We start from the raw sequence: 8,242 nt of genomic DNA on the forward strand, positions 1-8,242 counted from the left end.
TTAACCATGACAATGACTGCAACGAATCAAAACTCTGCAACCCTGCCCCCCTCAACCCGCGATCGGATGATCTCTGCGGTGTTTGAAAACCAAACCAAGGTTCAAGAAGTTGTCCAACGATTGATCGATCGGGGCATTCCCGCAGAGGACATTTCCGTCATGGGGCGGAATTTTGAATCCACGACCCGAGTGGCTGGATTTATTACGAAGCGCGATGTGATTTTAGGGGGTTTGAAGCAAGGCGCAATTTTTGGTTCACTCTTTGGATCTGTCCTCAGTTTGCTGACGGGCGTTGGCGTTCTGTTTATTCCCTTTGTTGGCCCCGTGGTGGCCGCAGGGCCGATCGGTGCAGCACTGATTGGAGCAGCATCCGGTGCCTTGGCCGGGAGTGCAGGAGCAGGTCTGGCCTCGCTGTTGGTCACGCTGGGAATGCCGGAAGATAAGGCTGCTGTTTATCAAACCCTCGTGTCTGCGGGGGAATTTCTGGTGATGGCGGAGGTGCCGGAATCTCGCACAGGAGAATACCAACTGCTGATGGAAAGTGCAGGCGGCAAGGAAGTCCATACGATCGATCAAGTGTTACCCCGTCCCTGTCCTGGCCGCTGTGGCAGTCCTGACGACTTGACGCCGGACGTACGCTCCCACCTATCTCCGGACGCTCAAACCATGTTTATTGAGCAGTACAATGCGGCGATCGATGCGGGTAAAGAGTCTCCCTTGGCAGAACAAATGGCTTGGGAAACCATCCGTCAGAAGTTTGTCGAAAATGAAGAAGGTGTCTGGTCTAAGCCTGCGGCATAACAGGTCTAACGCCTAATTGATTGATCAATTCTACAGATCCGATTCCCCTTTGTCTCCCTTGTTAAGGGCAAAGGGGAATTCATTTAAATTTCTTGAGAGTCTCCCTTGTTCTTAGCGTAGCCTCTCCGAAGGAGATAGGGGAACTTAGAGCGATCGAGTAATCTCCCGATCGCCCTACCCGATCGCCCTAAGTGGCTTCTAATTGCCTTCTAGCATAATCTCCCTAGCCGCAACCCGCACGACGGTGGGTTCGCCCCGTTTGCGGACGGTTTGACTCCATTCGTGGGCGCTGATGAAGTTGATAACGTGCAAAATGCCGATCGCGGCTTCGACAGCATCGGCTTCACCGCTCAGTTGTAGCTTGATTTTCTTGGTATAGCGTGTCATTCGGTTTCCTCAAAAATGTGAAGTTAATGGACGAGGAAAACCAAAAAGCTAGCCGCCCCGTTTTCTGACATGGCGAAACAGGGCGGCTTGGGGTGCTAAAATGCAATCCAGGCAACCATGCTGGTGTGTTCAGCTTGGGGGCTTAGCGATCGTTCTGAGGCGGGAATCTCATTGCGATCGCGCTAGTTTTTTTGGCGTATTGGCAGCAGGAGTTGTATGTCCGATTGCTGCTTAACTATAGCAATGTAGCGGCGATCGTTACTCCCGTCAACCGTACAGGGGCATTAAATTTTGTAGCGCGATCGGAAGTTTCATAGGGTCTGAGGGGGTAGAAAGAGAGGGGTTATAGAATCAATCCCAGGGTTATTGGTTGGAGGTTGTGGTTCGGAATCGGGAGGCCCGATCGCACGATCGCGCTTGGGTTAGTGTTATTGAATTAGGAAAGTTAATGGAGTCAGGTCATGGGGAAAGTTGGCTGGGTGAATGTGGGGTTGGTGGGGTTATTGATGGTTGCGCAGATTGGGATGATGGAAGGAGCGATCGCGCAGCAGAATACAAACGTGGAGAAAGGTCGATCGGGCAATAACTACTTGTCGATCGATAGCAAGATTGATGAAAAAAGCGACAAAACAGATAACGGAAAAAGATTTAATATTCACACATTTGAAGCGAAAGCTGGGCAGAAAATAACGATCGAAGTAACGAGTCCAGATTTTGCTCCTAGTGTAGTTGTGATGAATTCGGAGAAACAGGAAGTTGCTTCTGATTGGGGATATCGTAATTTTAAGCTGCCAGTCTTTTTAGAGATTCCGCGTGATGGATTGTACATTGTTGTCATTGTGGTTAAACCAGGTAGTCCTTTGGGCAATTACCAACTGATTAGCCGCTCGTCCACACAGACTGACTTTGAATTAGCCGAAGCAGAACAATTAAATCAGCAAGTGCTTCAGCTTCGCAGCGAGGGAAAATATCAGACAGGCGTTCCATTGGCAGAAAAAGCATTACAAATTCGACAGCGGATTCTGGGTGATCGCCATCCCGCTGTTGCCACCAGCCTCAATAATCTGGCCGGACTGTACCAGAGTCAAGGGCGTTACGACAAAGCCGAACCCTTGTATCTTCAAGCCTTGGAACTGCTCAAATCGCTCTTGGGCGATCGCCATCCCGCTGTCGCCACCAGCCTCAATAATCTGGCCGCACTGTACAGGAATCAAGGACGATACGACAAAGCCGAACCCTTGTATCTGCAAGCCTTTGAACTGCGTAAATCGCTCTTGGGTGAACACCATCCCGATGTCGCCTCCAGCCTCAACAATCTGGCCGGACTGTACGATCGTCAAGGGCGTTACGACAAAGCCGAACCCTTGTATATTCAAGCCTTGGAACTGTTCAAATCGCTCTTGGGTGAACGCCATCCCGCTGTCGCCACCAGCCTCAATAATCTGGCCGCACTGTACGACAGTCAAGGACGTTACGACAAAGCCGAACCCTTGTATATTCAAGCCTTGGAACTGAGCAAATCACTCTTGGGTGACCGCCATCCCGATGTCGCCAACAGCCTCAATAATCTGGCCGCACTGTACAAGAGTCAAGGGCGTTACGACAAAGCCGAACCCTTGTATGTTCAAGCCTTGGAACTGTTCAAATCGCTCTTGGGTGAACGCCATCCCTCTGTCGCCACCAGCCTCAATAATCTGGCCGCACTGTACCAGAGTCAAGGGCGATACGACAAAGCCGAACCCTTGTTTATTCAAGCCTTGGAACTGCGCAAATCGCTCTTGGGTGAACGCCATCCCTCTGTCGCCACCAGCCTCAATAATCTGGCCGCACTGTACCAGAGTCAAGGGCGATACGACAAAGCAGAACCCTTGTTTATTCAAGCCTTGGAACTGCGCAAATCGCTCCTGGGCGATCGCCATCCTGATGTCGCCTCCAGCCTCAATAATCTGGCCACACTGTACCAGAGTCAAGGCCGTTACGATAACGCAATCGCCCTCCTAAACCAAGGACTGACCATCGAAGAAACCAACCTCTCCACCCACCTCGCCTTCGGGGCCGAAGACCAAAAACAGGACTACATTGCTCAATTAAGCGGCACAACGGATGGGGCAATTTCTCTGCACCTGCAAGCCCAACCCACCAACCCCCAAGCCGCCCAACTCGCCCTCACCACCCTCTTCCGTCGCAAAGGCCGCATCCTCGATGCTACCAGCCTCAGCCTCGCCAGCCTGCGCCAAAACCTCACCCCCGAAAACCAAACCCTCCTCAACCAACTCGCCGATCGTACCAGCCAACTCGCCGCCCTGCCCTACAGCCCCCTCCTCCGCACCGACCCCACCACCTACCGCCAACAACTCCAAACCCTGACCCAGCAAGTCTCCGACCTGCAAGCCGACCTCGCCCGTCGCAGCGCCACCTACCGCCAACAAACCCAACCCATCACCCTCGACGCCATCCAACAACAAATCCCCCCCAACACCACCCTGCTCGAAATCACCCGCTATAAACCCTTCAACCCCAAAGCCAAAGAGTCCGAACAAGTGGGCAAACCCCGCTATGCCGCCTACCTACTGACCCGCGACGGCACCCTTACCGCGATCGACCTGGGTGAAGCCGCCCCGATCGACCAACTCACCGCCGAATTTCGCGACGCCCTGCAACGCCCCACCACCAACCCCACCGAGATCGCCCGCCAACTCGATGCCGCCCTAATGCAACCCATCCGCGCCAAACTCAACCCCACCCACAAAACCCTACTCATCTCCCCCGACAGCCACCTCAACCTCATCCCCTTCGCCGCCCTCGTCGATGAAAATAACCGCTACCTCGTCGAAACCCTGAATATCTCCTACCTCACCTCCGGGCGCGACCTCCTCCGCCTGCCCTCCCCCAACACCAAACCCGACAGCAAACCCTCAGCCCCCCTCCTCCTCGCCAACCCCGACTACACGATCGCCTCAGCCTCCTCTTCTCCTTCCCCTCGCCCCACGGGAGAGGGGCCAGGGGTGAGGGCCGCCGCCGACCTGCGCAGCCTCAGCTTCGACCCCCTCCCCGGCACCGCTGAAGAAGCCAAAGCGATCGCGCCCAAACTCCCCGGCGTCACCCTCCTGACCGCCTCCCAAGCCACCGAAACCGCCCTTAAACAAACACCAGCCCCCCGCATCCTCCACATCGCCACCCACGGTTTCTTCCTCGCCGACCTGCCCCAACCCAAGCTCGACAACAGTCGTAGCCTCTTCGCCAGCCGCAGCTTCTCCGAGCCCCGTGCAGGGGCCAGACCCGATGTCCCCGTCGCCATACCCGTCGCCCGTCCCTACAACCCCAACGACAACCCCCTCCTACGATCGGGCCTCGCCCTCGCCGGAGCCAATCGCCTCAACGGGGGCAACCCCAACAGCGACGGCATCCTCACCGCCCTAGAAGCCTCCCAACTCAACCTGCGCGGCACCGAACTCGTCATCCTCTCCGCCTGCGAAACCGCCCTAGGCGATGTTACCAATGGCGAAGGCGTCTACGGTCTGCGCCGCGCCTTCACCCTCGCAGGTGCGCAAACCCAAATGATTAGCCTCTGGAAAGTCAGCGACGAAGGCACCAAAGATTTAATGGTGAAATACTACGATCGTCTACTCGCTGGCACAGGCCGCAACCAAGCCCTCCTAGACACCCAGCGGGAACTCCTCAACACCCCGCAATATCAACATCCCTACTACTGGGCTTCCTTCATCCTCTCCGGCAACTGGCAACCCCTCCCAAAAACACCATAGCGATTGGACGGTGACATCAAATCGTTCGATCGCAGCGATGTATACGATCCCCCCCAGCCCCCGCGCTAACGCGCCGCTAACGCGCCGCTAACGCTAGAAAAAAGGGGGGAATTTAGCCAAATTCGTTCAAATGTATTCAAAGTCCCCCTTTTTAAGGGGGATTTAGGGATCGTATACATCGCAATTACAAAGTGACATCAAATCGCTCGCTCGCTGCGATGTATACGATCCCCCCTAGCCCCCCTTAAAAAGGGGGGAATTCAGCCAAATTCGTTTAAATTCATTCAAAGTCCCCCTTTTTAAGGGGGATTTAGGGGGATCGTATACATCGCAATCACAAATTGATTAGATATACGGCGTTATTTTGATTAAGTATGCGGTGTTGTTTCACCAGCGGTCAGTAGTTGTTTTGCCGTCAGGTTTAGCGTTGGAAATAGCGTAGTCTCGATCGCTTGTTCTCCTTCATAAACCTTTTCCTCATACAACCCTTCCACCCACTCCAAAATCGTTACTTTTTGCGCGATCGGATCGATAATCCAGTATTCAGGAATGCGTCGTCCCGCATATTCTGTACGTTTATAGCGATAATCCCGATTTTCTTGCTTCGGACTCACCACTTCCACAACCAACAGCGGGGAAGGCATATCGTGGGTGATGAGGGATTGCGTGGCTCCTTCTAAGGCGATCGCTGATTCCTCTGAGAGGATGATCAAATCGGGTTCCCGTGCAGTTGCGCGTGCGCCGCTCACAGCAATTTGCGTTTTCATGGCGATTTGGTTGGCGGGAATCCCGAGTTTAATCAATTGAGCCAGCAAAAAGATAGCGATTTGGATATTCAGGCGACTTTCAGGTGGCATAGTGACTAATTCCCCGTTAACCAATTCGTAGCGCGTCTCGCTACCGTCGTCATAGTTGAGGTACTCCTCTAGGGTCATAGGCTTTGTGATGACACTCATAGCGTTCACCAGAGGTTGCTGAACTGCGGTTCGTACAGTTTCCATTGTACTGTTTTCCTTTGGGTCGATCGGATACCTCGTCGATCGTGTAGAGCTGATCCCCCCCTTAAAAAAGGGGGAATTTGACCAAATTCTTTCAAAGTCCCCCTTAATAAGGGGGATTTAGGGGGATCGAAGATTAGCCTTCTAGCATAATCTCCCTAGCCGCAACCCGCACGACGGTGGGTTCGCCCCGTTTACGGACGGTTTGGCTCCATTCGTGGGCGCTGATGAAGTTGATAACGTGCAGAATCCCGATCGCGGCTTCGACAGCATCGGCTTCACCGCTCAGTTGTAGCTTGATCTTCTTGGTATAGCGGGTCATAGGTTTTCCTCCAAACGTGAAGTCAATGGACGAGGAAAACCCAAAAAGCTAGCCGCCCCGTTTTCTGACATGGCGAAACAGGGCGGCTTGGGGTGCTAAAATGCAATCCAGGCAACCATGCTGGTCTCTGCAGCTTGGGGGCTTAGCGATCGTTTTGAGGGCCTTAAGCTCAAGGCGATCGCGCTAGTTTTTTGGGCGTATCAGCAGCAAGGATGAAAGGTTCTCGTGCTGCTTAACTATAGCAATGTAGCGGCGATCGTTCTGTCCGTCAACCGTATAGGGGTGTTAAATTTTGTAGTCTGGTCAGCTAGACATTCAACTTCTTTCCAATCTTTGCTTGCTGTAGACTAACTCAGGAACCCTAATCCCAATCGTTCCTTAACATCTATTAAGCCAGCAACCCTAAATTTAGCAGTGTTGCTAAATATAATGTAAATACGTTGTAACGACAGGCACCCTATGGATGAGCTAGAATTCGAGTGGAACCCGCTCAAAGCCGAAGCAAACGAACGCAAGCATGGTGTTTCATTTGAAGAAGCTGAAAGCGTTTTCTACGACGAATATGCTCGCTTGATCCCAGACCCAGACCATTCGATCGGAGAAGAAAGATTCATACTCTTGGGCGTGAGCGAAATTTCTCGTTTATTGACCGTTGTGCATTTGTACAAAGGTAGCGATCGAATGATTCGGATTATTTCTGCACGTCCAGCAACAAAACAGGAAAGACATCAATACGAGGAGTTTTTGCCATGAGAGATGAGTATGATTTTTCTCAATCGGTGCCAAACCCCTATACCCAAAGCCTAAAAAAGCAGATCACCATTCGTCTGGAAGAAGATGTGATCAATTACTTTAAGACCCTAGCCAGCGAGACAGGAATTCCCTATCAAACGCTCATTAATCTATATTTACAGGACTGTGCAAAATCTCAGCGAAAACCATCATTAGAATGGGTCTAATACCAAATCAACTTGTAATTGCAACGCATAACGATCCCCCTAAATCCCCCTTATTAAGGAGGACTTTGAATAAATTTGGCTGAATTCCCCCCTTTTTAAGGGGGGGTAGGGGGGATCGGATCTGTAGCCGTGATTAATCAATTTGGTCTAGAAATGACTTTTTCTACAAGCCATTGCCGAGGAGAATGAAGGGTGCCCAATAGTAGGGGTGGGAAGAGTCCGCAATGCGTGATGGGTCAATCAGTGGGCGTGCCCCGGCCCGTTGGCGCATCGCTTGGGGCGTCAGCTTTTGGGCGATAAGCACTTGTTGAGCTTGCTGAAGCGCTTCGGCTTTACTCATACCTCGTTTCAAAGCTTCATAGAACGCAGTCATCAACACTTGAGTGCCACCATCATCCACAGGCCACAGGGACGCGATCGTCGCTCTAGCTCCAGCCCGTTGGAACTGGTAGCCCAATCCCAGAATTTCCTGCCCACTGCCCAGAACATCCCCAATTCCGGTTTCGCAGGCGCTAAGAACTACCAGGTCAACGTTACTCATGGAGAGGTTTTGAATCTCAGGTAGGGGAATGGTTTCGCCACTGCCAAGGGCAATGAAGGATTGTTCGCTATCGCCAACGATGAATTTACCGTGGGTGGCAAGATGCACAATGTTGTAACTGTTCAGTTGAGGCAAAAGAGAACTTCGATCGAAGGCGGTGCCAATCAGGGGAACTGTCGGTAAGAGCGTTTTTAGGGAATCGACTTCTTTAATGGTAAAGGGAATACCTGAAAAGGAGAAGGATTGATTGCCAACTTTAATCGTGTGGAATTCGTCTCCGTAGGCTCCGGCCAGGACTTTGGGCTGTCGGGTGGGTGCGGTGTTGAGTTCTTGCAGCGATCGAGCAATGATGTTGTTGATGCGGTAGCGTTGGACGAGCCATTGTTTACCGTCGTGGAGGGTGGCGAGGGGAACGTAGCGCAGGACGCCATCGGGGGCATAGATGAGGGTATTGGGTTTGGCGGCTTGTA

General features: G+C 52.5%; 8 protein-coding genes. 4 read left to right on the forward strand and 4 right to left on the reverse strand.

Features of this window, described 5'->3' with window-relative positions; genetic code table 11:
• The first annotated feature begins 6 nt into the window (after positions 1–6).
• The gene (locus H6G21_RS14020; RefSeq protein WP_242041821.1) at positions 7–801 is read left to right on the forward strand and encodes a ChaB family protein; all 795 of its coding nucleotides are present in this window, start codon (positions 7–9) and stop codon (positions 799–801) included.
• Positions 802–999: 198 nt separating this feature from the next.
• On the opposite strand, the gene H6G21_RS14025 is transcribed toward H6G21_RS14020, so the two are convergent.
• Positions 1,000–1,188, reverse strand: a complete 189-nt coding sequence (locus H6G21_RS14025) for a hypothetical protein (protein ID WP_190574036.1) — start codon at positions 1,186–1,188, stop codon at positions 1,000–1,002.
• A gap of 461 nt (positions 1,189–1,649) precedes the next feature.
• Here H6G21_RS14025 and H6G21_RS14030 point away from each other — a divergent pair, with 461 nt between their 5' ends.
• A complete protein-coding gene (locus H6G21_RS14030) occupies positions 1,650–4,952 on the forward strand; it encodes a CHAT domain-containing tetratricopeptide repeat protein (RefSeq protein ID WP_190574037.1) in 3,303 nt (1,100 codons plus the stop codon).
• A gap of 368 nt (positions 4,953–5,320) precedes the next feature.
• Here the strand turns inward: H6G21_RS14030 and H6G21_RS14035 are convergent, their stop codons facing one another.
• Together H6G21_RS14035 and H6G21_RS14040 are read right to left on the reverse strand one after the other, a co-directional pair.
• Positions 5,321–5,908: a Uma2 family endonuclease gene (locus H6G21_RS14035; protein WP_190574059.1), complete on the reverse strand. Its 588-nt coding sequence runs from the start codon at positions 5,906–5,908 to the stop codon at positions 5,321–5,323.
• Positions 5,909–6,086: 178 nt separating this feature from the next.
• Entirely contained in the window at positions 6,087–6,272 is a 186-nt protein-coding gene (locus H6G21_RS14040) for a hypothetical protein (RefSeq protein WP_190574038.1), read from the reverse strand.
• Between the two features lie 459 nt (positions 6,273–6,731).
• Between H6G21_RS14040 and H6G21_RS14045 the strand changes: the two genes are divergently transcribed.
• Both H6G21_RS14045 and H6G21_RS14050 read left to right on the forward strand, forming a co-directional pair.
• The gene (locus H6G21_RS14045) at positions 6,732–7,025 is read left to right on the forward strand and encodes a BrnT family toxin (RefSeq protein ID WP_190574039.1); all 294 of its coding nucleotides are present in this window, start codon (positions 6,732–6,734) and stop codon (positions 7,023–7,025) included.
• Positions 7,022–7,231 (forward strand): BrnA antitoxin family protein, encoded by a 210-nt coding sequence (locus H6G21_RS14050; RefSeq protein WP_190574040.1) that lies wholly within the window; start codon positions 7,022–7,024, stop codon positions 7,229–7,231. The genes H6G21_RS14045 and H6G21_RS14050 overlap by 4 nt, the downstream gene beginning before the upstream one ends.
• Positions 7,232–7,394: 163 nt before the next feature.
• Here the strand turns inward: H6G21_RS14050 and H6G21_RS14055 are convergent.
• A partial coding sequence (locus tag H6G21_RS14055; protein WP_190574041.1) for a CHAT domain-containing protein occupies positions 7,395–8,242 on the reverse strand: 848 nt, incomplete at its 5' end.

It is taken from the genome of Alkalinema sp. FACHB-956 (assembly GCF_014697025.1).
Classification (GTDB): domain Bacteria; phylum Cyanobacteriota; class Cyanobacteriia; order Leptolyngbyales; family Leptolyngbyaceae; genus Alkalinema.

Coding starts and splice junctions, on each gene's coding strand:
- H6G21_RS14020 (WP_242041821.1), top strand. CDS start 7: ATGACAATGACTGCAACGAATCAAAACTCTGCAACCCTGCCCCCCTCA.
- H6G21_RS14025 (WP_190574036.1), bottom strand. CDS start 1,188: ATGACACGCTATACCAAGAAAATCAAGCTACAACTGAGCGGTGAAGCC.
- H6G21_RS14030 (WP_190574037.1), top strand. CDS start 1,650: ATGGGGAAAGTTGGCTGGGTGAATGTGGGGTTGGTGGGGTTATTGATG.
- H6G21_RS14035 (WP_190574059.1), bottom strand. CDS start 5,908: ATGAGTGTCATCACAAAGCCTATGACCCTAGAGGAGTACCTCAACTAT.
- H6G21_RS14040 (WP_190574038.1), bottom strand. CDS start 6,272: ATGACCCGCTATACCAAGAAGATCAAGCTACAACTGAGCGGTGAAGCC.
- H6G21_RS14045 (WP_190574039.1), top strand. CDS start 6,732: ATGGATGAGCTAGAATTCGAGTGGAACCCGCTCAAAGCCGAAGCAAAC.
- H6G21_RS14050 (WP_190574040.1), top strand. CDS start 7,022: ATGAGAGATGAGTATGATTTTTCTCAATCGGTGCCAAACCCCTATACC.